The organism is Aphanothece microscopica RSMan92, assembly GCF_046613545.2.
In the GTDB taxonomy this organism is placed as follows: domain Bacteria; phylum Cyanobacteriota; class Cyanobacteriia; order PCC-6307; family Cyanobiaceae; genus NIES-981.
In genome coordinates, this window is sequence record NZ_JBKKKY020000002.1 from 48,015 (window position 1) to 72,780 (window position 24,766).

28 protein-coding genes are annotated in these 24,766 nt (G+C 67.6%); 18 read left to right on the forward strand and 10 right to left on the reverse strand.

Annotated elements, in window-relative coordinates; all coding sequences use genetic code 11:
• Nucleotides 1-11: 11 nt before the first annotated feature.
• Nucleotides 12-599: a hypothetical protein gene (locus tag ACLD7X_RS00835; RefSeq protein ID WP_411421549.1), complete on the reverse strand. Its 588-nt coding sequence runs from the start codon at nucleotides 597-599 to the stop codon at nucleotides 12-14.
• A 119-nt stretch (nucleotides 600-718) separates the two neighbouring features.
• On the opposite strand from ACLD7X_RS00835, the gene lepA reads away from it, so the two are divergent.
• Nucleotides 719-2,527, forward strand: coding sequence for a translation elongation factor 4 (gene lepA, locus ACLD7X_RS00840; protein ID WP_411421627.1), 1,809 nt, complete (start codon nucleotides 719-721; stop codon nucleotides 2,525-2,527).
• Nucleotides 2,528-2,624: 97 nt separating this feature from the next.
• Complete coding sequence (locus ACLD7X_RS00845) at nucleotides 2,625-3,191, forward strand: hypothetical protein (protein ID WP_411421550.1); 567 nt, start codon at nucleotides 2,625-2,627, stop codon at nucleotides 3,189-3,191.
• A 2-nt stretch (nucleotides 3,192-3,193) separates the two neighbouring features.
• On the opposite strand, the gene ACLD7X_RS00850 is transcribed toward ACLD7X_RS00845, so the two are convergent.
• Nucleotides 3,194-4,987 carry a putative bifunctional diguanylate cyclase/phosphodiesterase gene (locus ACLD7X_RS00850; RefSeq protein ID WP_411421551.1) on the reverse strand — a complete coding sequence of 598 codons (1,794 nt, stop codon included), beginning with the start codon at nucleotides 4,985-4,987 and terminating at the stop codon, nucleotides 3,194-3,196.
• A gap of 87 nt (nucleotides 4,988-5,074) precedes the next feature.
• Between ACLD7X_RS00850 and ACLD7X_RS00855 the strand changes: the two genes are divergently transcribed.
• From ACLD7X_RS00855 to ACLD7X_RS00870, 4 genes are read left to right on the forward strand one after another with little or no spacing between them, the layout of a single operon-like run.
• Nucleotides 5,075-5,599: a hypothetical protein gene (locus ACLD7X_RS00855; protein WP_411421552.1), complete on the forward strand. Its 525-nt coding sequence runs from the start codon at nucleotides 5,075-5,077 to the stop codon at nucleotides 5,597-5,599.
• Nucleotides 5,596-6,141: a hypothetical protein gene (locus ACLD7X_RS00860; RefSeq protein ID WP_411421553.1), complete on the forward strand. Its 546-nt coding sequence runs from the start codon at nucleotides 5,596-5,598 to the stop codon at nucleotides 6,139-6,141. The genes ACLD7X_RS00855 and ACLD7X_RS00860 overlap by 4 nt, the downstream gene beginning before the upstream one ends.
• Complete coding sequence (locus tag ACLD7X_RS00865) at nucleotides 6,128-6,616, forward strand: hypothetical protein (protein ID WP_411421554.1); 489 nt, start codon at nucleotides 6,128-6,130, stop codon at nucleotides 6,614-6,616. The genes ACLD7X_RS00860 and ACLD7X_RS00865 overlap by 14 nt, the downstream gene beginning before the upstream one ends.
• Nucleotides 6,617-6,621: 5 nt before the next feature.
• Nucleotides 6,622-7,224, forward strand: coding sequence for a prepilin-type N-terminal cleavage/methylation domain-containing protein (locus ACLD7X_RS00870; RefSeq protein WP_425625030.1), 603 nt, complete (start codon nucleotides 6,622-6,624; stop codon nucleotides 7,222-7,224).
• A 25-nt stretch (nucleotides 7,225-7,249) separates the two neighbouring features.
• On the opposite strand, the gene ACLD7X_RS00875 is transcribed toward ACLD7X_RS00870, so the two are convergent.
• Entirely contained in the window at nucleotides 7,250-7,897 is a 648-nt protein-coding gene (locus tag ACLD7X_RS00875) for a hypothetical protein (protein ID WP_411421556.1), read from the reverse strand.
• 13 nt (nucleotides 7,898-7,910) lie between these two features.
• Nucleotides 7,911-9,491 carry a methyltransferase regulatory domain-containing protein gene (locus ACLD7X_RS00880; RefSeq protein WP_411421557.1) on the reverse strand — a complete coding sequence of 527 codons (1,581 nt, stop codon included), beginning with the start codon at nucleotides 9,489-9,491 and terminating at the stop codon, nucleotides 7,911-7,913.
• A 21-nt stretch (nucleotides 9,492-9,512) separates the two neighbouring features.
• Between ACLD7X_RS00880 and ACLD7X_RS00885 the strand changes: the two genes are divergently transcribed.
• Nucleotides 9,513-9,797, forward strand: coding sequence for a hypothetical protein (locus ACLD7X_RS00885; protein ID WP_411421558.1), 285 nt, complete (start codon nucleotides 9,513-9,515; stop codon nucleotides 9,795-9,797).
• 42 nt (nucleotides 9,798-9,839) lie between these two features.
• On the opposite strand, the gene ACLD7X_RS00890 is transcribed toward ACLD7X_RS00885, so the two are convergent.
• Nucleotides 9,840-10,316 (reverse strand): prepilin-type N-terminal cleavage/methylation domain-containing protein, encoded by a 477-nt coding sequence (locus tag ACLD7X_RS00890; protein ID WP_411421559.1) that lies wholly within the window; start codon nucleotides 10,314-10,316, stop codon nucleotides 9,840-9,842.
• Nucleotides 10,317-10,431: 115 nt separating this feature from the next.
• Here ACLD7X_RS00890 and ACLD7X_RS00895 point away from each other — a divergent pair, with 115 nt between their 5' ends.
• Nucleotides 10,432-11,775, forward strand: a complete 1,344-nt coding sequence (locus tag ACLD7X_RS00895; protein WP_411421560.1) for a sensor histidine kinase — start codon at nucleotides 10,432-10,434, stop codon at nucleotides 11,773-11,775.
• Here ACLD7X_RS00895 and ACLD7X_RS00900 read toward each other — a convergent pair.
• Complete coding sequence (locus ACLD7X_RS00900; RefSeq protein ID WP_411421561.1) at nucleotides 11,744-12,514, reverse strand: response regulator transcription factor; 771 nt, start codon at nucleotides 12,512-12,514, stop codon at nucleotides 11,744-11,746. The genes ACLD7X_RS00895 and ACLD7X_RS00900 overlap by 32 nt on opposite strands.
• 53 nt (nucleotides 12,515-12,567) lie before the next feature.
• On the opposite strand from ACLD7X_RS00900, the gene ACLD7X_RS00905 reads away from it, so the two are divergent.
• Nucleotides 12,568-13,392 carry an ABC transporter permease gene (locus ACLD7X_RS00905; protein WP_411421628.1) on the forward strand — a complete coding sequence of 275 codons (825 nt, stop codon included), beginning with the start codon at nucleotides 12,568-12,570 and terminating at the stop codon, nucleotides 13,390-13,392.
• Nucleotides 13,393-13,395: 3 nt separating this feature from the next.
• Nucleotides 13,396-13,770 (forward strand): hypothetical protein, encoded by a 375-nt coding sequence (locus ACLD7X_RS00910; RefSeq protein ID WP_411421562.1) that lies wholly within the window; start codon nucleotides 13,396-13,398, stop codon nucleotides 13,768-13,770.
• Here the strand turns inward: ACLD7X_RS00910 and trmH are convergent.
• Nucleotides 13,730-14,419: a tRNA (guanosine(18)-2'-O)-methyltransferase TrmH gene (trmH, locus tag ACLD7X_RS00915; RefSeq protein ID WP_411421629.1), complete on the reverse strand. Its 690-nt coding sequence runs from the start codon at nucleotides 14,417-14,419 to the stop codon at nucleotides 13,730-13,732. The two genes, ACLD7X_RS00910 and trmH, sit on opposite strands and share 41 nt — an antisense overlap.
• A 15-nt stretch (nucleotides 14,420-14,434) precedes the next feature.
• Between trmH and ACLD7X_RS00920 the strand changes: the two genes are divergently transcribed.
• Both ACLD7X_RS00920 and ACLD7X_RS00925 read left to right on the forward strand, forming a co-directional pair.
• Nucleotides 14,435-14,776 carry an MGMT family protein gene (locus ACLD7X_RS00920; protein ID WP_412006777.1) on the forward strand — a complete coding sequence of 114 codons (342 nt, stop codon included), beginning with the start codon at nucleotides 14,435-14,437 and terminating at the stop codon, nucleotides 14,774-14,776.
• The gene (locus tag ACLD7X_RS00925) at nucleotides 14,769-16,076 is read left to right on the forward strand and encodes a 16S rRNA (cytosine(967)-C(5))-methyltransferase (RefSeq protein ID WP_411421564.1); all 1,308 of its coding nucleotides are present in this window, start codon (nucleotides 14,769-14,771) and stop codon (nucleotides 16,074-16,076) included. The genes ACLD7X_RS00920 and ACLD7X_RS00925 overlap by 8 nt, the downstream gene beginning before the upstream one ends.
• Here ACLD7X_RS00925 and ACLD7X_RS00930 read toward each other — a convergent pair.
• From ACLD7X_RS00930 to petP, 3 genes are read right to left on the reverse strand one after another with little or no spacing between them, the layout of a single operon-like run.
• Nucleotides 16,073-18,289: a transglycosylase domain-containing protein gene (locus ACLD7X_RS00930; protein ID WP_411421565.1), complete on the reverse strand. Its 2,217-nt coding sequence runs from the start codon at nucleotides 18,287-18,289 to the stop codon at nucleotides 16,073-16,075. The genes ACLD7X_RS00925 and ACLD7X_RS00930 overlap by 4 nt on opposite strands.
• A 1-nt stretch (nucleotide 18,290) precedes the next feature.
• Entirely contained in the window at nucleotides 18,291-19,271 is a 981-nt protein-coding gene (gene chlG / locus ACLD7X_RS00935; RefSeq protein WP_411421566.1) for a chlorophyll synthase ChlG, read from the reverse strand.
• A gap of 10 nt (nucleotides 19,272-19,281) precedes the next feature.
• The gene (petP, locus tag ACLD7X_RS00940; protein WP_411421567.1) at nucleotides 19,282-19,497 is read right to left on the reverse strand and encodes a cytochrome b6f subunit PetP; all 216 of its coding nucleotides are present in this window, start codon (nucleotides 19,495-19,497) and stop codon (nucleotides 19,282-19,284) included.
• A 112-nt stretch (nucleotides 19,498-19,609) separates the two neighbouring features.
• Here petP and hisF point away from each other — a divergent pair, with 112 nt between their 5' ends.
• The 6 genes from hisF to ACLD7X_RS00970 all read left to right on the forward strand — a co-directional run bounded on the left by hisF (nucleotide 19,610) and on the right by ACLD7X_RS00970 (nucleotide 24,742).
• On the forward strand, nucleotides 19,610-20,389 hold the full coding sequence (gene hisF / locus ACLD7X_RS00945) for an imidazole glycerol phosphate synthase subunit HisF (RefSeq protein WP_411421568.1): 780 nt from the start codon (nucleotides 19,610-19,612) through the stop codon (nucleotides 20,387-20,389).
• Between the two features lie 79 nt (nucleotides 20,390-20,468).
• On the forward strand, nucleotides 20,469-20,798 hold the full coding sequence (locus tag ACLD7X_RS00950; protein WP_412006746.1) for a hypothetical protein: 330 nt from the start codon (nucleotides 20,469-20,471) through the stop codon (nucleotides 20,796-20,798).
• Complete coding sequence (gene ubiE / locus ACLD7X_RS00955; protein ID WP_411421569.1) at nucleotides 20,785-21,495, forward strand: bifunctional demethylmenaquinone methyltransferase/2-methoxy-6-polyprenyl-1,4-benzoquinol methylase UbiE; 711 nt, start codon at nucleotides 20,785-20,787, stop codon at nucleotides 21,493-21,495. The genes ACLD7X_RS00950 and ubiE overlap by 14 nt, the downstream gene beginning before the upstream one ends.
• Before the next feature lie 70 nt (nucleotides 21,496-21,565).
• A complete protein-coding gene (glyQ, locus tag ACLD7X_RS00960; protein WP_412006744.1) occupies nucleotides 21,566-22,465 on the forward strand; it encodes a glycine--tRNA ligase subunit alpha in 900 nt (299 codons plus the stop codon).
• Nucleotides 22,462-22,653, forward strand: coding sequence for a hypothetical protein (locus ACLD7X_RS00965; RefSeq protein WP_411421571.1), 192 nt, complete (start codon nucleotides 22,462-22,464; stop codon nucleotides 22,651-22,653). The genes glyQ and ACLD7X_RS00965 overlap by 4 nt, the downstream gene beginning before the upstream one ends.
• A 55-nt stretch (nucleotides 22,654-22,708) precedes the next feature.
• A complete protein-coding gene (locus ACLD7X_RS00970) occupies nucleotides 22,709-24,742 on the forward strand; it encodes a ComEC/Rec2 family competence protein (protein ID WP_411421572.1) in 2,034 nt (677 codons plus the stop codon).
• The last annotated feature ends 24 nt before the right edge of the window (nucleotides 24,743-24,766 follow it).

A 24,766-nucleotide genomic window follows, 5' to 3' on the forward strand; every position in this document is an offset into this window, starting at 1 on the left:
GGCCTGGCTGCTCAGAGGTTGTAGAGGGTGAAGAAATTCAGGGCCGGGTCCGGTCGCCCGAGGGCTCGCCAGCGGGAGAGCAGCTGGTCGAGAAGCTTGCCGTACTCCTCGGAGCGGCGCCACAGCCAGATCAGGTAGACGATCCCTGGAAGCACGCCGCAGAGCAGCAGCAGCACCGTGATCAGCGTGTGGCGGCGCCGGGAGCCCATGTAGGGGAAGCGCCGGCCGCTGCCGATCGCCCAGGCGAGGGCCCGAACCTTCTCCTCCTGCATCCTGAGCGTCTGCTTGTCCACCTCAGGGGGCCTGCCGGGCCTGGTGACCTCCGCCTTGGAGAGTTGCAGGAGCTCACGGGCCACCTGGCGCCGGTAGGCCAGCATCCGCCGTGCCTCGGGCAGCGCGACCCTGGCGATCAGCTTGCCCTCGCTGGTCTTGAGGGCGAGGCTGGTGCGGCTCAGCACCGACTGCTCCAGCGAGGCGCGAAGCCCGTCGGAGAGTTTTCCCTGCTGCCGCGCAATGTCCTGGGCGGCGGCGAACAGGAGCACCTGGCCGTCCTGGCGGCTGGTCCGTCGTCGTTCCGGTGTCCCCGTACCCCTGGACATTCTGCGAAATGACCCGTCCACGCAGCCAAACTACAGGCACCTCCGCACCACTGCCTAGGATCTGTCAGCGTACTCCCCCTGCCGCCGACCAGTTCTCGGGGGCGGCCCGAACCCAGCGCATGACCGACGTTCCCGTCTCCCGCATCCGTAATTTCTGCATCATTGCCCACATCGACCACGGCAAGTCCACCCTGGCGGACCGGTTGCTGCAGACCACCGGAACCGTGGCGGAGCGGGACATGCAGGAGCAGTTCCTCGACAACATGGAACTGGAGCGCGAGCGCGGCATCACGATCAAGCTGCAGGCGGCTCGGATGGAGTACACGGCCGCCGATGGCGAAAACTACATCCTCAACCTGATCGATACCCCCGGCCATGTCGATTTCTCCTACGAGGTGAGCCGTTCACTCCAGGCCTGTGAAGGCGCCCTGCTGGTGGTGGATGCGAGCCAGGGTGTGGAGGCCCAGACCCTGGCCAACGTCTATCTGGCCCTGGAGAACGACCTGGAAATCATTCCGGTGCTCAACAAGATCGACCTTCCCGGCGCCGACCCCGAGCGGATCGCCGCTGAAATCGAGGCGATCATCGGGCTCGACTGCTCCAACGCCATCCACTGCTCCGCCAAGACCGGTCTGGGGGTGCCGGACATCCTGCAGGCCGTGGTCGAGCGCGTGCCGCCTCCCGCCGACACGATCCAGGAGCCGCTGCGGGCCCTGATCTTCGACTCCTACTACGACCCCTACCGCGGCGTGATTGTCTACTTCCGGGTGATCTCCGGCACCATCCGCCGCAAGGACAAGGTGTTGCTGATGGCCTCCGGCAAGACCTACGAACTCGATGAGGTGGGGGTGATGGCCCCCGATCAGCGCCAGGTCGATGCCCTCCATGCCGGTGAGGTGGGCTACCTGGCCGCCTCGATCAAGGCGGTGGCCGATGCCCGTGTCGGTGACACCATCACCCTGGTGGCGAATCCGGCGGCCGCACCGCTGCCTGGCTACACCGAGGCCAAGCCAATGGTGTTCTGCGGCCTCTTCCCCACCGACGCCGACCAGTACCCCGACCTGCGCGACGCCCTCGACAAACTGCAGCTCTCCGATGCGGCCCTGCGCTACGAGCCGGAAACCAGCAGCGCCATGGGTTTCGGCTTCCGCTGCGGCTTCCTCGGCCTGCTGCACATGGAGATCGTGCAGGAACGGCTGGAACGGGAGTACAACCTCGATCTGATCGTCACCGCCCCATCGGTGGTCTACCAGGTGAACATGCTCGATGGTGCGGCGCTGATGGTCGACAACCCCGCCACCCTGCCCGATCCGCAGAAACGGGAGTCGATCGAGGAGCCCTACGTGAGCCTGGAGATCTACACCCCCAACACGTTCAACGGCACCCTGATGGAACTGTGCCAGGAGCGGCGCGGTGAGTTCGTGGACATGAAGTACATCACCACCGACCGGGTCACCCTGCACTACGAGATGCCCCTGGCCGAGGTGGTGACCGACTTCTTCGATCAGATGAAAAGCCGCACCAAGGGCTATGCCTCGATGGAGTACCACCTGATCGGCTACCGCCGCAACGATCTGGTGCGGCTGGATGTGCTGATCAACGGCGAGAAGGCCGACCCCCTCACCACCATCGTGCACCGCGACAAGGCCTACAACGTGGGCCGGGGACTGGTGGAGAAGCTCAAGGAGCTGATCCCCCGCCAGCAGTTCAAGATCCCGATCCAGGCCTCGATCGGCAGCCGGGTGATTGCCTCCGAGAGCATCAGCGCCATGCGCAAGGATGTGCTCGCCAAGTGCTACGGCGGCGACATCTCCCGCAAGAAGAAGCTGCTGCAGAAGCAGGCCAAGGGCAAGAAGCGCATGAAGGCCATGGGCAAGGTGGATGTGCCCCAGGAGGCCTTCATGGCGGTGCTGAAGCTCAACCAGTAGGCCAGTCGCTCAAGGGCACTTCTGCAGCTGGCTCCCTGGCGGCTTGACGCCCCATCCAGCTTCGCGAAAATTAACTGCATTTCTTTACGCCACCTGCGTGTCCTGGACCAACCTTGTCAGCAAGCCTGACTGGATCACGGCATCGAAACTCAAGGGCAAAGAATCCACGATCGTGCAGCTGCGGGGTAACTCCACCTGGCTGAGTCAGCCGGTGGCATGGGACGCCACCCTGAAGGTCTCGGGCCAGAAGCAGCGCCTCAAGGCTGCCAAGGGGCTGATCAAGCCCAGGGACATCGTGACCGGCTACAGGATCGACAATGCGATGGCCCGCAGCTGGAAGGGGATCGGCTCCAAGGGCAGCGATGTGTTCGACTTCCAGGCCAATGCAGGCGCGATCACCAAGCGGGCCACCAGTGTGATCAACTTCAAGAAGGATGATGCCCCGGACAGCTTCTTCTTCACCAACAACACCCGCACCCATGGGCCGTTCAATCACATGCAACGCTTTGTGATCAAGAACTTCGGCCGCGAAGACACGGTGACCCTGCGTAACATCGGGCGCAGCTTCGGTTACAGCGACCTCGTCTCCTACGGCAATGGGGTGATGGGGTTCAGCGGCGTCGATCCCACCAAGCTGCGGGTGGTGCCGATCCAGGGTCTCTGATCTCAGGGCCTCTGATCCGGACGTCCGGCCGGGGTTGCCTGCAGGCGATCCCGGCCAAAGCGGATCAGATCGTCGGTCAGCATCGGCCGGCAGAAGAGGTAGCCCTGAAAGTACTGGATGTTGAGGCCCCTCAGGGTCTGGAAGGTGTCGGCAGTTTCCACCCCTTCCGCCACCAGGTCCAGATCCATGTGCGCGGCCATGCTGGCGATCACGGTCACGATCTGATCGGCGTAGGGATCGAGGCCCAGCCCCTGCATGAAGGAGCGGTCAATCTTGATTTCATTCGGGCGCAGAGCCTGGAGCACGTTGAGCGAGGAGTGGCCGGTGCCGAAGTCATCCAGGGATATCCTGAAACCGGCCTCCCGCAGCTTCACCAGGTTGGTCTGGGTGGCTTCGTTGCGTTCCAGTACCACCATCTCGGTGATCTCCAGGGTGATCAGGCTGGGAGAGATGCCGGCATGGCCCACCATGGCCATCAGCCGTTGATGCAACTCCGGATTGTTGAGCTGGGAAGGGCTCATGTTGATCGAAAGGCGCAGGCTCTTCAGATCGAGCTCCTGGCGGATCTGCTGGTAACCCCGTAGGGACAACGCCACGATCTGTTCACCCAGATCGTTCATCAGCCGGTAGCGTTCTGCCACCGTGATGAACCGATCCGGTGGAATGCCACCCAGCGTCGGATGCTGCCAGCGGGCCAGCGCTTCGAGGCCATCCCAGCTGCCACTCGCGGTCACCAACGGTTGGAAGGCCATCTGCAGGGAATGGGTCCGCAGCGCCTCCTTCAGATCGCTGAACAGGGTGTAATCGTCCCAGCCCCTGCCACTGGCCTCGTGATCGAAGAGGGCCACCCGCCGGTATTTCTGCTGCTTCGCCTGTTCCACCGCGGCATTCAGCTGGCGCAGCACCGTTTCGCCGTTGCCCTGCCCCGGTTCCACCACGCAGACCCCCACGCTCACGCTGATGTGGAGGCGCCTCTCGCCCAGGTCGAGGGATTCCCCGAAGGCCTCCACCAGCCGGTTGGCGAAGCTGTGGGCATGGGCCTGCAGCTTGGCTGCACTGGCGGCCTTGATGGCCGACGCATCCATCAGCAGGGTGAACTGATCGTGGCCCTGGCGGGCCAGGAAGTCGCCGATGCGTACCGTCTGCCGCAGGCGCCGGGCCACGGCGATCAGCACCTGCTCGGCCTCGGCATCCCCGTAGGTGTCACTGAGGTTGCGGAAGCGGTCGATGTCGACCAGCAGCACGGTGAAGGGGCTGCCGGCCCGCAGGGATCGGGCTGCTTCCACCTCCAGCTGTTCGACGAACTGGCGCCGGTTCGGCAGGAGGGTGAGGGGATCGATCCGATCGAGGGCGCGGGCCGCCTGCAGCAATCCTTCCAACTGGGAGGCCAGGTGGTGCAGCTGGGAGTGGATGGGGCGTCGATGGCGGCATCCACCAGCTGGGGCGCGCTCTGCCGCCGCCGATCCGGCCTGGGGCGGCGGAGTACTCCCCAGCCGGGTGAGCAACCCCTCCAGTTGGTGGCTGCTCTGGCGCAGCCGCTGGTTGGTCTGGCGCGTCTCCTGGATCTGCTGCAGGCGGGTTCGTCGCAGCGTCAGCTGATCGCGCAGCCGTACCGCCGCCAGCAACGGCACCGGCAGCAGGATCAGGGGGCCGTGGAGCTGGGTGAGCCGCAGCAGGGCCACCGCGCCCAGCCCGCCCACGCCCAGGTGAAACATCCGGCGCTTGGGGGATCCCGAGCGCCAGGCCCGATGCTCTTCCTTCCACCACGCCCGGAGGCTCAGGAGCCGTGGTCGCATCAGGAGTCACATTCGCCCTCAAGGTACCGAGGGGGTGCAAGGGCAGCGGTGTGGCAACGCTGACCCCGTGTTGCGCTCCTGCCTGCCTTGAAACGTACCTGGCTGCCCCCGCCTGCGGCCGAACGGGGGTTCCTGCTGCCGCTCGCCACCACCGGGGCGATGCTGTTGATCCTGAGCAGCCTCTCGCTGCAGGGCATGGCCCTGCAGCAGCGGGCCCAGGTGGCGGCCCAGCAGCGGCTGCGGCAGCTGGAGGACCGCCTGATGTCCGCCGCCCAGACCGTGGCCGGCCGGCTGCAGCGCCGCCATCGCTGTCTGCTGGCCCTCGATCAGAACGCCTGGACCCTGGCGCCCTGTGTGGGAACCGGGGAGTTGCCCGGGCTGTTGGCGGGGGAGAGCGAAGGCGGCCCCTACCGTCTGGTGGGCTATTGCGCCGGCAGTGGTCGCGGTGAGCTGTTGCTCGAGCTGGGCGGCACCACGCCAGGCCGGCGGGGGGCCTTCGCGCTCGACTGGGTTTCAGGGACGACGGCCGAGCCCCAGCTGCGGGGCCTGCGGGAGCTCGGGCTCCGCTCCGCCACGGCGCCTTCTCCGGTTTGCGGGGAGGTGCAGCCATGAGCCTGGCCGAAGTGCTGGTGTCGGCGGTGGTGTTCACCGGGTCCGCCACCTGTTCCCTGCAGCTCTGGAGCACGAGCACCCAGTGGACCCAGCGGGCCCAGCAGCAGCGCGAACAGCTGATCGAGCTCGATGGCCGCCTGCTGGCCGTCCAGGCCGAACTCGAGCAGCTGGCCGGCCAACCCGTCGCGGCCGACTGTGGCGCGGCGGCGAGCTGGCTCGCTGCCCATCTGAGCGACCTGGAGCCGCGGGGAGAGGGGGTGCTGCTGCGCGTTGAGGGGCAGAGCGGCCTGGAGCGGGAACGCTGGCTGGATCCGGCGGCTTACGGCCTCTGTGGTGCTGCCGAGCCGGTGGACATGGCGTCTGGACTGCCCGGCGACGCGGGGGGCAGCAAAGAGGCCCTCGATCTGGATGCCGTCGAGCCGAGCAGCATCGGGTCTGGCGGTGAGGCTCCTCTGCAGGAGGTCTCCATGGAGCCTGGCTCCGCCCCAAAGCCGCTGAGCGGTGCGGACGCTTCTGGAGGATCCAGTGATGGCCAGCCCTGAGACAAGCTCCGGTCAGGTGGCCGGTTACACCCTGGTGGAGGCGCTGCTGGCGGTGGCGATCCTGGCGCTGATGGCCGCGTTGGTGCTCGGTACTGGCCGGCAGCAGCTGGCTGCTGGCCGGGTGGAGGCGGCGGCAAGGCGGCTGGGCAGTGAGCTGGAGCGCAGCCGCCAGCAGGCCGAGCGGAGCGGCACCCCGCTGCTGCGGGCCCTGGAGGGCCCGGGTGGGCTGGTGGAGGAGATCCGTAGCGGCGACGCCAGCCTGGAGCTGCACCACAACCTGCCGGCCCAGCTGCGCTTCACCGCGAATGGCCTGGTGATCGATGGCGGCACCGTGGTGATCAGCAGTCCTGGAACGACGTTGCGCCGCTGCCTGGTGATGGCGCTGCCGCTGGGTTTCACGCGCGTCGGCCGCTACGGCGCTGATCCCGGGGCCGGTCTGAGCAGCAGCCTCTGCCGCCCCGACCCCACACTCTGATTCCGATGCGCAAGGCCATGGCCCCACAACGGTTGCGTTGCTCTCGTGCCGGAGGCTTCACGCTGGTGGAGCTGCTGTTGGCCCTGGTGCTGGGAGGCATGCTCAGCGCGCTGATGCTGCAATGCCTGCTGGCGGAGGGTCGTGGCGGCCAGCGATTGGCGCGGTTGCTGCGGGAACGCCAGGCTTCGCAACGGGTGCTGGAGCTGGTGCGCTCCGAGCTGCAGCTGGCCAGCGTGGTGGAGCTGGGAGATTCTGGTGGGGGTGTGTTGGTGCCGGCCTGCAATCTTGGTGGGCGGACCCTGGTGATGCAGTTCCAGACCCCTGCCGGGGTGATCAGCTACACCCAGGGGGCGGCGCCGGATCCGATCTGGCGGGGGGAAGTGCTGATGCGCTGTGGGCCGGCCTATGGTCTAGACGGGACTTGGAGCGGCGGCTCGCCGCTGACGCGGGTAGTCATCGATGCGTTGCCGTCCGATGGGGGATTGATGGTCAACTCAAGCCCAAATGCTGGGTTTCTGCAACTGGAGCTTGTACGTCGATTCGCAGATGGGACTCTCCTCCGTCAGCGTCAGGGGGTTACAGCTAGGGCAGCGTTTGCAGGGAATTGAAACCGTCGCTGATAAGAAGTGGCTGTTAAGCGTCAAAGTTGTGATATAGGAATGAGCCGTCTGGGCGCCTCACTAAATTTCCTTGGTAAGCGCCGGTTCTAGAGATGCGGTCCCAGTACTGCATCTTATCGGTTCCAAAGGTGAAGGAGAGTAGTTCTACGGGAGGGGCGCAGATTCCAGGCTCGGTTGAGTGCACAAATTTGTCGCCGAAGATAATACCTTTGCCAAGCTTATAGGGATATCGCCCTTCCGATCCGTCTGTCTTCCGGTAAAGAAGTGCCGCAGGAGGCTCGCCGAGTTGTAGGGGTGTGATCAGGGTGAAGGCCTGCTGATAGGTGTCGACCCAGTCTTCATGGAAGGTGGGCGCTGAACAATGACCTCGCCTAACTAGGAATCCCGAATAAAGGCGTGGTCCCTGTTCAAGGTCGAGAAGGGGCCTGACGGTGTCGGCAATGTGCAGAGCCTCGAAAAGATCTCTAAAGGCTTTGAACATCGTCAATGTATTGGGAGAAATCCACTGGATATCGCTTTGCCAGGGAGGATGCTCAACGTGAAAATCCGCAGTGTTGAGATTGGAAGCCAGGGAGGGTTTGAACTTGTTAATGTGTCGCAAGTCGATATCGACTTCCAGCACATTAAGTGCATCGAGTTTGGCGTTGTGGAAGGGAAACACGATTTTGCAGCTGTCAACACTGGGATGATGATTTATTGTACATGCCCAGTGACCTCAGATATCCAAAGCGCTGGCTGATAAAACGATCAATACCCTCTTGCAGTGTGTTGATCTGGGTGGCGGTTTTCTTGATAGGATGACCGTCTTGATCTGTGATCTGGATTCCTCTAGAGGCAAGTTCCATAAGCAAGCAGCTTGCTAGGAGTTCGCCTTCCAAGCCCTCGGCCAAGCCTTGTGCCATCAGCTGCTCTTGGGTGCTCACGAATACTGCTTGCCCAATACAAGAAGCGAGCCTCCACTCGAAGATTATTCCTTCCTCTCGCAGCTGCTCGAGTTCTCGGTTGACTTGCTCACAGATCTGGCTTGCAGCTCGTCCGGGTTGGCCTCGGTCCAGCCCAAGTCTGCCTCCATGCAGCAGCAAACCGATCTGAGTGAAGAGATTCTCCGGGTTGCTTTCCCACTCTGGTAGGGAGGAGAGGGATCTTGGACCATCCGCAAAGTGCGCTTCAATGGTTTTGTAAACTTCAAGATCACCGGTGAGCTTTCCATAGCTGGTACGAAATTCGTAGTTTTCCGTTTCAGGCGCTTCTTGCTGCCTCACTGCAAGACGGGCCAAAAGACGAGCTCTTTGGCCCGGCGGAAGCGGGCATGGGCCGCGGGAAAAGATGTCGTATCGAAATCCTTTGTTGGTAGCCAAATCCACCATGAGCTCTCGCAGAAAGGGGCTGGGCTCCTCTTGGAGCAACTTCTTAAGCTGATTGGAGAGCAGCTGCGGAAAGAGTTCGCTGAAATTTGCGGGGCCGATGTAACTCAGTTTCTCTGCATGGCAGCGCTCATGGAACTCATCAACGTAGAGGGGCTGCCAGCCATCGTTGGCATACTCCTGGCTCAGATATGTGGGATCCTGTTTCTGAAGGTAAGTGAGTTCATCCCGCAACAAGGGAAGTGCATTTGCCAGAAGACTTGGTTCTTCAGGAGTGCTGAGCAATGACTCCAGGGTCGCAGCTGCACGCCGGGTTGCTAAAAGAGCTGAGCTTGGGTCACTTCGTCGGCGCTCATGGGTAATAAGTCTGTGAAGACTTGTTCTTCCTAGCCAACCTGGTAGGCAGTTGTAAGAGCAGTAAAAAAGTCCGCCCGGTCGAAGAGCAGCCGCTGCAGTGGAAAGCAGCGCCCGCTGCACAGGATGTACCACCCAGGTTGCGACACCATGAGAAACGACATAGTCGAAGCGTGGCGATGTAGTATGATTAGAACTTACTGTGGAGAGATCGCCGGCCAAGGCGAGGAAATCAGCTTCGAGAAAGCGGATGTTGCTCAGTCCCAGCCGCTTGGCTAGGGCTTCAGCCTCGGCTATGTGTACCGGTAGGAAGTCTACGCCGACGAATGTGCCCTCTGGGTATAAGGCTGCGAGCATGCAAAGGCCGTAACCAGTGCCGCAGCCCAGATCGAGATAGCTAAAAGGCAGGCCTTCCTCTAAGCGGCCTGGAGTCACCCCCTTGACTAGAGCCGCAAAATCTATCCAAGAAGGGGTTGTCTCACGGAAGTAGCCTCGAATATAGGAGGCGTGGGAAAAATACCCGTGATCCCAGCTCATGGAAGTAAGAATCGGATTGTGATGCTAAAGGTGATTGGGGAGATATTTGAACTCAAGTCTCCATGTGCCGAAAGAAGCTCAATAAGCGGATTGGTTATCATTGCATCCAACTCCGGCATATTGCAAGCGCAGGGCAATGATGTCGCTTGTGGGGCTTGCCTTATGGATTTTATGGCATTGAAGGCGGACGGCGCAGCTTTTAAGGCGCATTGCTCCATGCTCGAATGCGGATTTGTCTTATTCTACATTCTGCCGACTTCAAAACAAAAAAGCAGCCGATTGGCTGCTTTGGAACGGTGTGGTTGAAAGAAGCGTGTCTTCGGGGTTTGAACACCAGGGTAGGGGAGCTTATCCCCTTGCTGGCTGGCAGCCGTCGGTAAGCACACCCTTGGTCCATCCAGTAGCCGTGGCGCATGTGGTTAGTTCCACGGAACCGTCAGACCCCAATTCAGCAATGGGGGCTGTAATCAGGCCAAACGATGTGATAGGGGTACTGTACTTTGCACCGGTCCCTGCAGCAGGGCATCCAGGGGCTGCAGCAGTGGAGGTGATATTTTTCGCAAGTTTATATGAGGCTTCTTCGCCTGTGATCTGCAATGCAGTGCAAGCTCTGGCAGCATCCACTACGGCAGTCTGGGCTGAACTTACCCTCGCCCGGCCTTGCTGGTTCAGGAAGGCCGGGATGGCGATCGCTGCGAGCACCCCAATGATGATCACAACGATCAGCAGTTCAATCAGGGTGAAACCTTGATCGCCTTGCATCTTGTTGAGCTTATGCAGAAGGCTGCGCTTGAGAAGCAGTGCGCTGCGGTCGGGTCTGGCCATGGTGCGGGGGGGCGCTTCCAAATGGTATCTCGATCAAGTATGAAGCACATGCAGGGGGTTTGCCAGTCGGTTCCAGGAGACTTGTCTGAGAATTCCCTGAAGATGTGGCCATTAGATGTCTACCCAGTCGCTGAGGGTGTGGTTGCAGAGCGGTTTGGTGCTGGCGGTGCTGGCCGGTTACGGGCTGCTGCTCCTGCTGAACCAGGCCGTGGCGAGGCAGCAGCGTCAGTCGGCCCATCAGCAACTGGTCGCCGGGTTGGCCGCCAACCTCCAGGAGCGTCTTGACGCCGGCGAAAGCTGGGCCCACCTGCGGGAAGTCACGCCGATCCCAGGCCTGGAGCTGGAGCTGCTTGCTGATCCAGTGCCCGAGCACCCTGCCGCGCCATGGCTGGAGCAGCGTGGCGTCGACACCTGGATGGTGAGTCGCGTGCCCCTGTCTCTTCCACAGGGCCGAGCCGGCGAGTTGGTCGTTGCTCAGGACATCAGCCTGTCGCTGCTAGGAGAGCAGCTGGCCTTCTGGGTGACGGTGATTGGGGCCGGCACGTCCACGTTGATCACCAGCAGCCTGATGCGCCTTGTCCTGCGTCAGGGGCTGGTGCAACCCCTGCGCCATTTCACCCGCCTGCTGGATGCGATCCAGCCGCCGCCCGCCCAGCTGCAGCTCATCCGTCTGCAGGAGCAACCGGTGGAGCTGAGGCCCATTGCCCATGCCTTCAACAGGATGCAGACCCGTCTTCTCGACTCCTGGGAGCATGAACGCCTGTTCGTGGATGGGGTGGCCCATGAGCTGCGCACTCCGCTCACTCTGATCAGCGGCCACGTGGAGAGGCTTCAGCGTCAACTGGCTACCACTCCCCAGGAGGCGGAGCTTCGGCTGATTCGCACTGAGGCTGATCGCATGGTGCGGATGGTCAAGGATTTGCTCGACCTCGCACGCCACGATGGCAATCGGCTGTCACTCGCCTGCCGTGAAATCGTGGGAGAGGAGGCGCTTCTGGCCGTTTTTGAGCGCATGATGTCTGTGGCTCCAGGCCGACTGCGCCTTCAGGGGCCGTCTCCGGAAAACGACCCCCCTGCCACTGGTTTCGGGGATCCGGAACGGCTGGAGCAGTGCCTGATATGCCTGGTCGATAACGCCCTCCGCTACAGCCCTTCCTCCTCTTCAGTGACGCTGGCCTGCGAGCCAGCCGCCGGGGGGGGGCTGCTCCTGCACGTGCTGGATCGTGGACCCGGCGTGGCTCCAGCCGAACGGGACCTCATCTTCGGACGTTTCGTGCGTGGGTCGGCAGCAGCTGCCGCAGGGGCTCGCAGCAATGGCATCGGACTGGCCCTGGCGAAGACTCTGATCGAGGCGATGGGCGGAACCGTGAGGGTGGTGGGGCGTCCTGGCGGTGGAGCGGACTTCCAGCTGGAGCTGCCACCACCGGTCAGGACTTGGGTGGCCCCTCCTGCAGCATGAAGCCCACCCCGCGCACTGTCTGAATCAACGTGGGTTCACCTGCGGGTTCCAGCTTGCGGCGCAATGTCCGGATGTAGACATCGAGCACGTTGTCGTCGCCGACCCAGCACTCGCCCCAGATCTCTTCCATGATCGCGCTGCGTTCATGCACCTGCTCTGGCTGTCGCAGCAAGTAGAGCAACAGTACATACTCCGTGTTGGTGAGGTGCACCGATTGGCCCCCACGGCTCACCGATCGACTGGGCAAGTGGAGTTCCAGATCGGCCAGCCCCAGGGTCGCATCAGCCTTGTTTTCGCTCCCATCCCGCCCGGTGCGCCGCAGCCGGGCCCGCACCCGGGCCAGCAGTTCCTCGATCGAGAAGGGCTTGGTGAGGTAGTCGTCGGCGCCGGCATCGAGCGCCTCCACCCGTTCACGCACGTCATCACGGGCGGTGACCATCATCACGGCGGTGTCGTCGCCGGTGGCGCGCAGCCGGCGGCAGATCTCCACCCCGCTGAAATCCGGCAAAGACCAGTCCAGCAGCACCAGATCCCAGCGTTCGGCACGGATCAGGCTCAGGGCCCGCTGGCCGGTGGCCGCCTCGCAGCACTGGTGGCCATCCAGTTCCAGTTCGGTGCGCAGGAACTCCCTCAGCTCGGCGTCGTCATCGACGATCAGCAGTCGGGCTGTAGACACGGCGGCGGACTGGGGCTCCTCGGCCTCCAGTCTGGCGGTGAGGTTGACGGTTGAATGGGCCAAGCTTCTTTGCCCCCGTGCTCCTGAGCTGGCGCCCCACCACCCTCTCGGCCCGCATGGCCCGCTGGGGCGTGCTGATCGTGGTGAGCTATGCCCTCGTGGCGGTGCTGACGCCGCTGCTGGTGCAGGCCGGCTGGCTGCCGGATCCCAACGCCGGTCTGCATAACCCCATCTATGCCCCGCCCTCGCTGCAGCACTGGTGCGGCACCGACCGGCTCGGGCGTGATGTGTGTGTGCGCACCCTGGCCGCCAGCGGTGTGGCCCTCCAGGTGGTGGTGCTGGCGCTGGTGGTGGCCCTGCTGGTGGGGGTGCCGCTGGGGATGGTGAGCGGCTATCTGGGCGGCTGGGTGGACCGGCTGCTGGTGCTGCTGATGGACACCCTCTACACCCTGCCGGTGCTGCTGCTCTCGGTGGTGCTCGCCTTCCTGCTGGGCCGGGGCCTGCCCAATGCGGCCGCGGCCCTGTGCGTGGTCTACATCCCCCAGTACTTCCGGGTGGTGCGCAACCAGAGCGCCCAGGTGAAGGCGGAGCTGTTCATCGAGGCGGCCCGCTCGCTCGGGGCCGGGCCGGTGTGGATCCTGCGCCGCTACCTGCTGCGCAACGTGATCACCTCGGTGCCGGTGCTGCTCACCCTCAACGCCGCCGACGCGGTGCTGGTGCTCGGCGGCCTCGGCTTCCTGGGCCTGGGGCTCCCTGAAACCATCCCCGAGTGGGGCGGGGATCTGCAGCAGGCCCTCACCGCCCTCCCCACCGGCATCTGGTGGACCGCCCTCTATCCCGGCCTGGCCATGTTCGTGCTGGTGCTGGGCCTCTCCTTCCTGGGCGAGGGGCTGGAGAGCTGGCTGAGTGGCAACGCCCAGGCCGGCCGGGCTGCCAGCTGAGGGTTGCCGCGCCAGAATCGAGTTCTGCAGCAGGCTCCGGCGGAGCCCTTCGCCATGCCCTGGTGGTTGGATCTGGTTCTGCTCTCCGCCGCCGTGATCCTCTGGTTCAGCGGCAGCGCCGATCAGGATGACGTCTGGAGCCTGCTCCAGCGGATGCTCGCAGTCGTCGCCCTCGCCGTGGTGCTGCTCGGCGGCCGGCAGATCCCCCTCGAGCTGCTGGCCCTGGGGGTGGCCCTGTGGTTGCCCAGTGCCGGCAGCCGCCGGCTCTCCAGCGGCGGCCTCATCCCCACCGATACCGCCGCCGAAGAGCATCCCGAGCAGCACGGTGGCGGGCGGTTCAATGGCGGAGCCGCACGGTCCGCGGCAGCGCCTCGCTGATCGCCCCTTCGGCGTCCAGCGGCGGATAGGCCCGTCCCTCGCGACGGCACCAGGCCGCCACCTCCGGGTAGGCCCACTCGAACAGCCGCCGCTGGTAGTGCTCCGGCGCCAGCCCCTCCCCCTGGCACGGCACCAGGCCGGCGGCCTGGCGCTGGCGCAGGGCCTCGAACAACAGCGTCGCGGTGGCCACGCTCACATTCAGCGACTGCACCATGCCGCTCATCGGGATCACGATCGCCTGGTCCACCAGGGCGGTGGCCTCGGGGCTCAGGCCCCACTTCTCCGCCCCCAGCACGAAGGCGGTGGGGCCGGTGAAGTCGCACTGGCGGTAATCCACGGCGTCGGCGCTCAGGTGCGTGCCGTAGAGGCGGAAGCCCTGCCGCTTGAGGGCCGCCACGGCGTCGGCCGCGCTGGGGTGCCGGTGCAACGGCACCCACTTCTGGCTCCCCTGGGCGGTGCTGTTGAAGGTGGGCAGCCGCCCCTCCAGCCACACCGCATGGGCTTCCAGCACGCCCACGGCATCGCAGCTGCGCAGGATCGCCGAGAGGTTGTGGGGCTTTTCCACGTGCTCCAGCAGCACGGTGAGGTCGGCCATGCGGCGATCCAGCACCGCCTTGAGGCGCTCGAAGCGGCGGGGCAGCAGGGGCATGGCCAGGATGCGGGCATGGAGCTTCCCAGCTTCGATCAGCGCGTCTACGCCATGGTCCGGCGCATCCCCCGCGCCCGGCTGGCCACCTATGGCCAGGTCGCCGAGGCGATCGGGGCCTATGGCTGCGCCCGCCAGGTGGGCTGGGCGCTGCGCCGCCTGCCCCTGCCTTCGCCGGTGCCCTGGCACCGGGTGGTCAATGCCCGCGGGCAGATCAGCTTCACCCCCAGCCGTGAGGGCAGCGACTGGATCCAGCGCGAGCTGCTGCTGGCCGAAGGCATCCCGGTGGATGCCGAGGGGCGTCTGCCGCTGGGGCGCTATCTGTGGGTGCCGCCCCTGGACCCGCCGCCGCTTGGCTGAATCCGCTTCCATCGGCCTGGAGCCGCGCCAGCTGGCCTGGCAGGTGCTGCAGGCGGTCGCCGCTGGCGCCTATGCCGATGTGGCCCTGGAGCGGGCCCTGCAGCGCAGTCCGCTGGAGGGGGCGGACCGGGCCCTGGCCACCGAGCTGGCCTACGGGGCCATCCGCCAGCGGCGGCTGCTCGACGCCTGGCTCGATGCCCTCGGCCGGGTGCCGGCCGAGCGCCAGCCGCCGCGGCTGCGCTGGCTGCTGCATCTGGGCCTGTACCAGCTGCTGTTCAGCCAGCGGGTGCCCGCCTCCGCGGCGGTGAGCACCACGGTGGAGCTGGCCAAGCGGGCGGGGCTGGGACGGCTGGCCCCCGTGGCCAACGGCCTGTTGCGCCAGGCCCAGCGCCGTCGCGAGGGGCTGGCCGCCTCCGCCGGCAGCCTGGGCCTGCGCCACTCCCTGCCGGACTGGCTGGCACGGCTGCTGCTGCAGTGGCGCCCGGCCGATCAGGCCGAGGCCTTCGCCATGGCCTGCAACCAGGCTCCGGCCCTGGATCTGCGGGTCAACCCGCTGCGCACCAGCCGCGCGGCCCTGCTGGAGGCCCTGCCGGCGGCCGGGGTGGAGGCCACGCCCCTCCCCGATCTGCCCCAGGGCATTGCCCTCTCGGGACGGGTGGGAGAGCTGCGCCGTCTGCCGGGCTATGCGGAGGGGCACTGGAGCGTGCAGGACCGCACCGCCCAGCGGGTGGTGCCCCTGCTGGATCCCCGGCCCGGCGACTGGGTGCTGGACGCCTGCGCCGCCCCCGGCGGCAAGAGCACCCACCTGGCCGAATGGATCGGGGACAGCGGCGTGGTGTGGGCGGTCGACCGTTCCGCGGCGCGCCTGCAGCGGGTGGAGCGCAACGCCGCCAGGCTGGGCCTCGGCAGCATCCAGACCCTGGCCGCGGACGCGACGCGGCTGGCCGAGCTGCAGCCCGGCTGGCGGGGCCGCTTCGATCGCATCCTGCTGGATGCCCCCTGCTCCGGCCTCGGCACCCTGGCCCGCCATGCCGATGCCCGCTGGCGGCTCCAGCCGTCGGCCATCGACGAGCTGGTGGTCCTGCAGCGTCAGCTGCTGGACGCGCTGATGGCGCTGCTGAAGCCGGGCGGCTCCCTGGTGTACGCCACCTGCACCGTGCATCCGGCCGAGAACGGCGAGCTGGTCGACGCCGTGCAGGCGGCCAACCCCGGCTGGACCCTGATCAGCCGCTGGCAGGTCTGGCCGTCGCCCGGCAGCGGCGATGGATTCTTCGCGGCGCTGCTGCGGGCCCCCGGCTAGCCAGCCGGGGCTGGTGCCGGTGGAGGGGGTGGCGGCGGCGGTGGGGCGGCAGGAGCTGGTGCCGCAGGGGCCGGGGCGGATGGGGCCGGAGCCTCGGGGCGGGGACTGGCGCTGGGCCGGGGCGTGCTGCCCGGTTTGGGCAGCGGTCCCGTGGCCCCGGAGCTCGGCCGTGCTGGCTCGGGGGAGGAGGGGCTGGGGGGAGCGGGAACTTCACCCTCACCTGGCTCGGCATCCACGGCGGGTTGAGGGATCGGATCCTCTCTGGGGGGTGGTGCCGCCGGACGGGGGGCGGGGGCTGGCGTGGCAGGGCTGGAAGCGCGGCTGGGCTTGGCCGGCTTGGCGGGTTTGTAGCTGCCCGTGAGCGTGGGTTTGGGCGGGAACGGCAGCACCGGCATGTCCTTGGTGATCGCTGCCATGAAGCGCCGCCAGGCATAGGTCGCCACGACGCTGGTGCTCTTGGTTTCGCGGCTGTTGTCGTAGCCGAGCCACACCCCGGTGGTGAGCTGGGGGATCGAGCCGATGAACCACAGGTCGCGGCCCCCTTCCGAGGTGCCGGTCTTGCCCGCCACCGGCCGGTCCCCCAGCGCGGCGCCCCCACCGGTGCCGTTGAGCACCACCTGCTGGAGCATCCAGAGCATGGCGTCGGCGATGTCGCTGTTCACGGCCCGGCGGCCCTGCTCCCCATCGACCCGGCGGCTCCAGAGCAGCTCGCCGTCGGGGCCGAGGATCTCCTCGAACGGGGTGGGTTTCACGTACACGCCGCGGTTGGTGATGGCGGCATAGGCGGCGGTCATGTCGAGCACGGTCTGCTCCTCGGATCCCAGCGCCATGGGGTAGAAGCGACCCAGTTCCCGCGTGATCCCGAGGCTGCGGGCGGTGGCGATCACCTTCTCGAAGCCAAGCTCCTGCAGGAGGCTCACGGCGACAGTGTTGAGCGAGTTCTGCAGCGCCTTCACCATCGTGACGGTGCCGTAGTAGCGGTTGCCGAAGTTGCGGGGGCAGTAGCCGCCGAAGCAGCGGGCCTTGTCCACCACCGTGCGCTCCGGCAGCATCCCCTCCTTGAGCGCCGTGAGGTAGACGAACAGCTTGAAGGTGGAGCCCGGCGAGCGCAGCGCCTGGGTGGCCCGGTTGAACTGGCTGCTCTCGTAGTCCTTCCCCCCCGACATGGCCCGCACCAGGCCCGTGCCCGGTTCCATGGCCACCAGGGCCCCTTCCAGGCTCCCCGGGGTGGAGGCCTCGACCGTCTTCTGGGCCTGCTCCTGCCAGGCCAGGTTGACGCTGCTGCGCACCGTCACCCCCCCCACCTCGAGCTGCTCGGGAGTGAGCACCTCGGCCAGCTCCTGCTGCACCCAGCTGCTGAAGTAGGGCGCCCGGCTCACCCAGTACTTGGGCTCGGCAGGCTTGAGGGCCAGGGGAGCCGCCTCGGCCTCCAGCCGCTGCCCCTCGGAGATGTAGCCGGCTTCCTGCATGCGGCGCAGCACCACGGCGCGGCGCTGCAGGGCCAGATCGGGATTCACCAGGGGCGAATAGACCGACGGCGCCGGCGGCAGTCCCGCGATCAGGGCGGCCTCGGGCAGGGTGAGCTGGCTGGGATTCTTGGAGAAGTAGATCCAGGCCGCGTCGGCGACGCCGTAGGCGCTGGAGCCCAGATACACCAGATTGAGGTACTCGGTGAGGATCTGGCGCTTGGTGAGCTGCCGCTCCAGCTTCCCTGCCAGGGCAGCTTCCTTGAGCTTCCGCACCACCGTGCGGTCCTGGCTGAGAAACACCGTGCGGGCCAGCTGCTGGGTGATCGTGCTGGCGCCTTCCTCCACCGAACCCTGGGAGATGTTGCGCACCATGGCCCGGGCGATGCCCAGGGGATCGATTCCGTCGTGCTGGTAGAAGCGGCGGTCCTCGGCGGCGATGAAGGCCTGCTCCACCAGGGGCGGGATGGAGCTGCTGGAGAGCTTTTCGCGTGAGACGGGCCCCACCTTGTGGACCACCTGGCCATCCGCCGAGAGGATGGTGAGGGTGCCGGGCCGGTTGTAGTGGTTGATGCCGCGGGCATCCGGGAGCATCCCGTCGAGGCCCGCGAAGATCGCCGCCTGTCCCACCGCGACGCCGCTGCCGAGCACCGCCGCCACCAGGCCGGTGAGCACGAGCCTGCCCTTGCCGCCGCGGTTCTGGCGCTGGCGGTCGTCCTGGGTTCTGGCGGGAACGGTGCGGCTCACATCACGCCACCAGGGCGCTGTGACCGACCGCCAGGGCCGTCACCAGCATGCCGAGCACCAGAAAGGGCTGGGCACTGGCCTGGTACTTGACGTCGTAGGTAACAGGATCGCGCAGCAGCCAGATGTCCTGGAAGGTGATCTGGGGCACGATCAGCAGCACCAGGAGCACGGCAGCGAAATGCTGCCCGATCGCGACCAGCACCGCAACCATGGCCAGCTGGAAGAGGTCGATCATGGCGGCGCTGATCCAGCTGGCCCGGCTGACACCGAACACCACGGGGAGCGACTGGAGGCCCAGGGCCCGGTCGCCTTCGACGCTCTTGAAGTCGTTGACCACCGCAATGCCCAGCCCGGCGAGGGAGTAGGCCAGGGTCAGCAGGGCCGTGGTCCAGGTGAGGTGGCCGAAGAGGGCCTGACCGGCCCACCAGGGCAGGGCGATGTAGCTGGCCCCGAGGGCGTAGTTGCCCAGCCAGCCGTTCTGCTTGAGCTTGAGCGGTGGGGCGGAGTAGATGAAGCTCACGAACGATCCCCCCAGGGCCAGCAGCAGCAGCACCGGGGTGGTGTGAGCGGCCCAGCGGTCGAGGCCATAGGCCACCCCCAGCCCCGCCAGCAGCAGCACCCAGATCTGGATCTTCACCTGGCCCAGCGGGATGGCCCCGGAGGGGATGGGCCGGTAGGGCTCGTTGATCGCGTCGATCTCGCGGTCGTAGTAATCGTTGATCGTCTGGGTGTAACCGGCCAGCAGCGGGCCGCTCATCAGCATGCAGGCGATCGAGGCCCCCACGTTCGGCAGGGTCCAGCTGAACTGGCCGGACGCAGCGGCACCACAGAGGACACCCCAGATCAGGGGGATCCAGGTGACCGGCTTCATCAGCTGCAGCCGGATCTTCCAGATGTTGGTGGTGCCCGAGGCACCTTTCATGCCCAGCAGCTGGCGGGCGGCGGAGCCGCTGGCCGCCTCGGGGTTGGGGCTGTTGGTCAAGGCCGGGGGGTCAGGCGAGGGTGACTTCGTCGTCGAAGAACCAGGCGCCCTTGCCGGCGCCCAGGTCCACCTCCAGGCCGATGCCCTGGCCGTCCACCGTGCGGAAGCCGGTCACCGTGCCGGTCGGGTCGGCCTTCAGGGCCTCGACCAGATCGGCAGGGATGCGGTCGCGGACCCGCAGCACGCGAACCTTGGAGCCGATGGTGATCGTGGCAGCCTGGGCCATGGCCATCGCGACGGGGAAAAAGTGGCGCAACCCTAACAGCGCCTGCCTGCGCTCCCGGCAGGCCTGCCCCTGCCCCAGCCACCACTGACCTCCTCCCTGCCCCCGAGCGCCCATGGTTGCCAAACGGATCATTCCCTGCCTCGACGTGGCCGATGGCCGGGTGGTGAAGGGGGTGAACTTCGTCGGGCTGCGTGACGCCGGCGATCCGGTGGAGCTGGCCTGCCGCTACAGCGCCTGCGGCGCCGATGAGCTGGTGTTCCTCGACATCGCCGCCAGCCACCAGGGCCGCTCCACCCTGGTGGACCTGGTGCGCCGCACGGCCGAGGCGGTCACCATCCCCTTCACCGTCGGCGGGGGGATCGCCAGCGTCGAGGGCATCACCGAGCTGCTGCGGGCCGGTGCCGACAAGGTGAGCCTCAATTCCTCCGCCGTGCGGGATCCCGACCTGGTGGCCCGCGGCGCCGAGCGCTTCGGTTGCCAGTGCATCGTGGTGGCCATCGATGCACGGCGGCGCCCGGAGGGCGACGGCTGGGACGTGTTCGTCAAGGGGGGTCGGGAGAACACCGGCCTCGATGCCGTGGCCTGGGCCCGCCGCGTGGCGGCCCTCGGGGCCGGCGAGATCCTGCTGACCTCGATGGACGGTGACGGGACCCAGGCGGGCTACGACCTGGCCCTCACCCGCGCCGTGGCCGAGGCCGTGGAGATGCCGGTGATCGCCTCGGGTGGTGCCGGCTGCATCGACCACATCGCCGCGGCCCTCAGCCGTGAGCCCGGCGGCGGGGCGGCTTCCGCGGCGCTGCTGGCCTCCCTGCTCCATGACGGGGTGCTCACGGTGGAGGCCATCAAGGCCGAGCTGCTGGCCCGGGGGCTGCCGATCCGGCCGCTTGACTGATCGCGGTCGGTTGTTACGCCTCGTTACCTTGGAAGCGGTTCCGGTGCCGCAGACCTCTCTCCTCGGCCGGCCTCTTGCGGTGTCTGCTTTTCATTCCCTGTCGCCGACCCTGGCCACCGGCCTGGCCCTGTTGATGGTGGTGGCCGTGGTGGCACTGGTGGCGTGGGCCCTGCAGCTGATGCAGGCCGCCAATGACCGTCAGGAATTTTCCCTGATGCTGGCCGGCTGCATGGTGTGCTCCGCCGCGGTCGGGCTGGCCACGGTGATGGTGATCACCTTCACGGCCCCCGACCGGCTCCAGGCCAGTGGGCTGCGCTTCGCTCCCGATGCCGGTGTGAGTCTCGATTCGATCTCCCTGCCCGACCAGCTTCCAGACTCCCTCGTGCTGCCCTGGGATGGGCAGTTTTAAGCCGGGGGATCCCGACCAGGTTCAGCGCCTGTTCGAGCAGATCGCACCGCGCTACGACCTGTTCAACGATCTGCTCAGCCTGGGACTCCACCGCGTCTGGAAGCGTCAGGCCGTCGCCTGGCTGCGTCCCCGCCCGGGCCAGACCCTGCTGGATCTCTGCTGCGGCACCGGCGATCTGGCCCTGGTGCTGGCGGCGCGGGTGCGGCCGGCCGGGCGGCTGATCGGCATCGACGCGGCCGCCGCTCCCCTGGCGATCGCCGCCGCCCGCTCGGCCCGCCAGCCCTGGCTGGCCGTGGAGTGGCGCCAGGGCGATGCCCTGGCCTCCGGTCTCGGGGCCGGCAGCGCCCACGGGGTGTCCATGGCCTACGGACTGCGCAACCTGGCCGACCCGGCGGAGGCCCTGGCCGAGGTGCATCGCCTGCTGCGGCCCGGCGGCCGGGCGGCGTTGCTCGATTTCAACCGACCTGCGCCGGGAACGCTCCCCGCTGTCCTGCAGCGGTTGTGCCTGCGCCGGGTGGTGGTGCCGGCCGCCGGCCTGGCCGGCCTGCGGGAGCATTACGCCTACCTCGAGGCGAGCCTGGAGCGCTTTCCGACCGGGGCCGAGCAGGTCCGCCTGGCGGGCAGGGCCGGCTTCCGGCAGGTGCGCCACCGTCCCCTGGCCGCCGGGCTGATGGGGCTGCTGGAGCTCGAGGCCTGAAGCCGCCCTCCCCCGGACCCCCAGGAGGACAATGGGGTCCAGGTCAGACCCCTCCCGCAGGGCGCGTTGCGTGCACTTCCAGGACATCATCAGCACCCTCAACGGCTACTGGGCGGCGCAGGGTTGCCTGATCCTGCAGCCCTACGACACCGAGAAGGGCGCCGGCACCATGAGCCCCCATACGGTGCTGCGGGCGATCGGCCCGGAGCCCTGGGCCGTGGCCTACCCGGAGCCCTGCCGCCGCCCCACCGACGGCCGCTACGGCGACAACCCCAACCGGGCCCAGCACTATTTCCAGTACCAGGTGCTGATCAAGCCCAGCCCCGACGGCATCCAGGAGACCTACCTGGCCTCCCTCGAGGCCCTGGGCATCAGGGCGGCCGAGCACGACATCCGCTTCGTGGAGGACAACTGGGAGTCCCCCACCCTCGGCGCCTGGGGCGTGGGCTGGGAGGTGTGGCTCGACGGCATGGAGGTCACCCAGTTCACCTACTTCCAGCAGTGCGGCGGGCTCGACTGCCGGCCGGTGTCGATCGAGATCACCTACGGCCTCGAGCGCCTGGCGATGTACCTGCAGGATGTCGAGAGCATCTGGGACCTCAGCTGGAACGCCGAGCGCAGCTACGGCGATCTCTGGCTGCCCTTCGAGAAGGGGCAGTGCACCTACAACTTCGAGGCCTCCAATCCCGAGCGGCTGCAGCAGCTGTTCGCGCTCTACGAGGCCGAAGCCGCGGATCTGGTGGCCCGTGGGCTGCCGGCTCCGGCCCTCGATTTCGTGCTCAAGTGCAGCCACACCTTCAACCTGCTGGAGGCCCGCGGCGTCATCTCCGTGACCGAGCGCACCGCCACGATCGGACGGATCCGAGCCCTTGCCCGCCAGGTGGCGGAGGCCTGGCTGGCCGAGCGGGAGGCCCTCGGCTTCCCGTTGCTGAGCCCGGAGCGGCGGGAGACCCTGGCCGCCGCGGCATGAACCCCCTGCGCGCGCGGCTGCTCACGGCGGTGCTGGTGCTCGGTGCCTTCCAGCTGGGCCGCCTGAGTGAACGCCAGATCTGGCCCTGCCGGCTGCGGCCCCTGGCCGCCCTGGTGGCCCCCCTGCTGGATGGGGCGCTGCCGAGCGAGCAACTCTGCGATCTGCTCCTGAGGATCCCGGGCGCCTGAGCTGGCGGGCCTTGCCCCCGCAGCGGCTGGTGCCCGCTGTGGCAACGCTGCCGGCATGGAGCATGTGGCGGCCAGGGCCCCGGAGCCGCGGGGAGCGGCAGGACCCGCCGGACGGCTGGTCTGGAGCCGGCGGCTGGTCTGGGCCGGCCTGCTGGCGCTGATCCTGCTGCGGGCCTTTTGGCTGGGGATCGCCCCGCCGCCGCCCGTGGCGGGGGATCCGCTCGAGCGCCTGGCCGCTGCGGCCTCGGCCGGAAGCCGCGACAGCCGCCTGGAAGTGACCCTGCGGGGCACCCTGCTCGGCGATCCCCAGCCGACTGGTCCGGACGGTGCCTGCCGGGCTCTGCTCCAGCTGCCGGCGGGGCGGACCGAACTGCGCTTTGCGCACTGTCCGTCCCTGCACCAGGGCTGGCGGCTGGCCGTTTCCGGGCTTTTGCGCCGGCCTGAACCTGCCCCCCATCCCCTGCTGGCGGGGCCGGCGGAGCGCCTCCAGCGCCAGGGCGCCACGACCCAGCTTCAGGTGGCGCGTCACGAGGTCCGCTGGAGTCCGGCCACGCCGATCGCCGACCTGCGCCGCCGCATGGCCCGGCAGCTGGTGCAGCGGGCCGGGGCGGACCGGGGCGGGGTGCTGGCGGCGCTGGTGCTCGGCAGTGCCCGGGTGCCGTTGCCGGCGGAGGTGCGGGAGGCCTTCCGTGCCGCCGGGCTCTCCCATGCCCTGGCGGCTTCCGGCTTCCATCTCAGCGTCCTGCTCGGGGTGGTGCTTCCCCTGGGGCGGCGTCTGCCCTGTCTCCCCCGGCTGGGCCTGGCGGCGGGGGCGATGACCCTGTTCGTGCTCCTGGCGGGGCCCCAGCCCTCGGTGCTGCGCGCCGTTCTGATGGGCGCCCTGGCCCTGGCGGTGCTGGAGAGCGGCCAGCGGGGCCGTCCCTTCGGCATCCTGATGGCCAGTGCCCTGCTGCTGCTGCTGCTCCGGCCGGACTGGCTGGCCGACGTGGGCTTCCAGCTGAGCGTCGTGGCCACGGCGGCCCTGGTGCTCGCCGCGACTCCCCTGGAGCAGGGGCTGCGCGGGCTCCTGCCCGGCTGGTGCCCCGGCTGGCTGGCGGCCGCCACCGCCGTTCCCCTGGCGGCCTCGCTCTGGACCCTCCCCCTGCAGCTGTTCCACTTCGGGGTGGTGCCGCTCTATGCGGTGCCGGCCAATCTGGTGGTGGCCCCGTTGCTCACGCCCCTGACGCTCGGGGCGATGGCCATGGCAGCGGTGGCGGCGCTGCTGCCCGGGTTGCTGGCCTGGCTGCTGCCCCCGCTGGCCTGGCTGTGCGGCGTGCTGCTGGCGGTCGTGCAGGGTTTCGCCGCCCTGCCGATGGCCCAGATGCAGCTGGGGCGGCCGACCCCCCTGCTGGTGCTGCTGCTGGCCGGGGGGCTGCTGGGCCTTTCACTGCCGGGGCTGTGGGGGCGGCTGCGGTGGCGCGGGCTGGCACTGGCCCTGGTGGGCGCGGCGGTGGTCGGCCATCTGGCCCTGCTGCGGGCGGATCGGCTGCTGCTGGTGCACCAGGGCAGCCGCGACCTGCTGGTGGCACGCCATCAGGGTCGGGCGGCTCTGGTGAGTCTCCAGGCGGACCCGTTCAGCTGCAGCCGCGCCCGTCAGCTGGCCACGGGCCTTGGGGTTCGGCGCTTCGACTGGGTGCTGCTGCTCGATCCGGTGGCTCCCGAACAGCCGGCCTGCTGGGGCGAGCTGGGCGGCGTGGTGCTGGCCAGCGAGGACGGCAGCCTGCCGCTTCAGCCCGGCCAGCGGCTCCACAGTCCCGGGCTTTCGGCCGAGGCCCTGAGCCTCGACAGCCGCGCCATCCGGCTTGGGGTCGGGGGGCGGCCCTGGCTGTTGCTGCCCGATCGCCAGGCCCTGTGGGCCTGGCGGGATCAGCCCGGGGCGGGCCGGGCCGAGGGGATCTGGCTGGGTTTTGTGCCCCGGCGTTCCGAGGGGCACTGGCTGCACGCCACCGGCGTGGCTCCCGTCTGGCTGAGCGGCAACCGCTCCACCCAGCTGCCCGCGGCCTGGCACGCCAGCGGAGCCAGTGGCTGGTTGGAGCGGGGATGGGGCTGAGGCTTCCTTACAGTGCGCCAGGCC

Bases quoted from the DNA above. Each gene is read 5' to 3' on its own strand.
- ACLD7X_RS00835 (WP_411421549.1), bottom strand. From the start codon at position 599: ATGTCCAGGGGTACGGGGACACCGGAACGACGACGGACCAGCCGCCAG.
- lepA (WP_411421627.1), top strand. From the start codon at position 719: ATGACCGACGTTCCCGTCTCCCGCATCCGTAATTTCTGCATCATTGCC.
- ACLD7X_RS00850 (WP_411421551.1), bottom strand. From the start codon at position 4,987: ATGCGACCACGGCTCCTGAGCCTCCGGGCGTGGTGGAAGGAAGAGCAT.
- ACLD7X_RS00860 (WP_411421553.1), top strand. From the start codon at position 5,596: ATGAGCCTGGCCGAAGTGCTGGTGTCGGCGGTGGTGTTCACCGGGTCC.
- ACLD7X_RS00865 (WP_411421554.1), top strand. From the start codon at position 6,128: ATGGCCAGCCCTGAGACAAGCTCCGGTCAGGTGGCCGGTTACACCCTG.
- ACLD7X_RS00870 (WP_425625030.1), top strand. From the start codon at position 6,622: ATGCGCAAGGCCATGGCCCCACAACGGTTGCGTTGCTCTCGTGCCGGA.
- ACLD7X_RS00880 (WP_411421557.1), bottom strand. From the start codon at position 9,491: ATGAGCTGGGATCACGGGTATTTTTCCCACGCCTCCTATATTCGAGGC.
- ACLD7X_RS00885 (WP_411421558.1), top strand. From the start codon at position 9,513: ATGCTAAAGGTGATTGGGGAGATATTTGAACTCAAGTCTCCATGTGCC.
- ACLD7X_RS00890 (WP_411421559.1), bottom strand. From the start codon at position 10,316: ATGGCCAGACCCGACCGCAGCGCACTGCTTCTCAAGCGCAGCCTTCTG.
- ACLD7X_RS00895 (WP_411421560.1), top strand. From the start codon at position 10,432: ATGTCTACCCAGTCGCTGAGGGTGTGGTTGCAGAGCGGTTTGGTGCTG.
- ACLD7X_RS00905 (WP_411421628.1), top strand. From the start codon at position 12,568: ATGGCCCGCTGGGGCGTGCTGATCGTGGTGAGCTATGCCCTCGTGGCG.
- trmH (WP_411421629.1), bottom strand. From the start codon at position 14,419: ATGCCCCTGCTGCCCCGCCGCTTCGAGCGCCTCAAGGCGGTGCTGGAT.
- ACLD7X_RS00920 (WP_412006777.1), top strand. From the start codon at position 14,435: ATGGAGCTTCCCAGCTTCGATCAGCGCGTCTACGCCATGGTCCGGCGC.
- petP (WP_411421567.1), bottom strand. From the start codon at position 19,497: ATGGCCCAGGCTGCCACGATCACCATCGGCTCCAAGGTTCGCGTGCTG.
- hisF (WP_411421568.1), top strand. From the start codon at position 19,610: ATGGTTGCCAAACGGATCATTCCCTGCCTCGACGTGGCCGATGGCCGG.
- ubiE (WP_411421569.1), top strand. From the start codon at position 20,785: ATGGGCAGTTTTAAGCCGGGGGATCCCGACCAGGTTCAGCGCCTGTTC.
- ACLD7X_RS00965 (WP_411421571.1), top strand. From the start codon at position 22,462: ATGAACCCCCTGCGCGCGCGGCTGCTCACGGCGGTGCTGGTGCTCGGT.
- ACLD7X_RS00970 (WP_411421572.1), top strand. From the start codon at position 22,709: ATGGAGCATGTGGCGGCCAGGGCCCCGGAGCCGCGGGGAGCGGCAGGA.